This window comes from Catenulispora yoronensis, assembly GCF_039531695.1.
GTDB lineage: Bacteria > Actinomycetota > Actinomycetes > Streptomycetales > Catenulisporaceae > Catenulispora > Catenulispora yoronensis.
Map to the genome: position 1 here is coordinate 1 of NZ_BAAAQN010000235.1, position 545 is coordinate 545.

Annotated in this window: 1 protein-coding gene; it reads left to right on the forward strand. The window is 43.1% G+C overall.

The features are described 5' to 3' along the window. Window positions 1–44: 44 nt before the first annotated feature. The coding region (locus ABD481_RS47035) for a winged helix-turn-helix domain-containing protein (RefSeq protein ID WP_344672386.1) at window positions 45–545 on the forward strand (501 nt) is incomplete at its 3' end.

Here is a 545-nt window from a genome sequence, read left to right on the forward strand (position 1 = left end):
CATTTGATTTTATTATGGATAATAGGGTTACGTGGGGCAAGGATATGGATGACGCAGTATTATTTAATGGGTGTATAATTAATCAGGAGATTATATTTAATGCCAATATGAATGAGCTGCGGCCGCTTGCCGGGGACGGGGAGTGCATCAGCCTCAATGCGCCAACCGCCAGATGCTTGCTGCTGCTTTTGCAGAATTGCGGCAAAGTCATTTCACGGGATGAGTTCCTGGCGGCTGTATGGGAAACACGGGGGGTGGTCGTTTCGCAAAATACGTTCTATCAAAATATCTCTTTGCTGCGAAAATCGCTGGTAAAAGCTGGGCTATCTGAGGATATCATTATCACCGTCCGGCAAAAAGGCTTTAGCGTCGCTCCGAATACATTGGTCATTCCTCTCTCTGATGAAGAGTGTGAGAATATGAACCGGGTGACATTAACGCATTATCAGAATAATAAAGTTGTTGGCTTTATTTCTGAAGATAAGGAAAAACCTGACACTCATTTAAATCTTCCACTAATAGAAAACTCATCAAATCATGGCAGT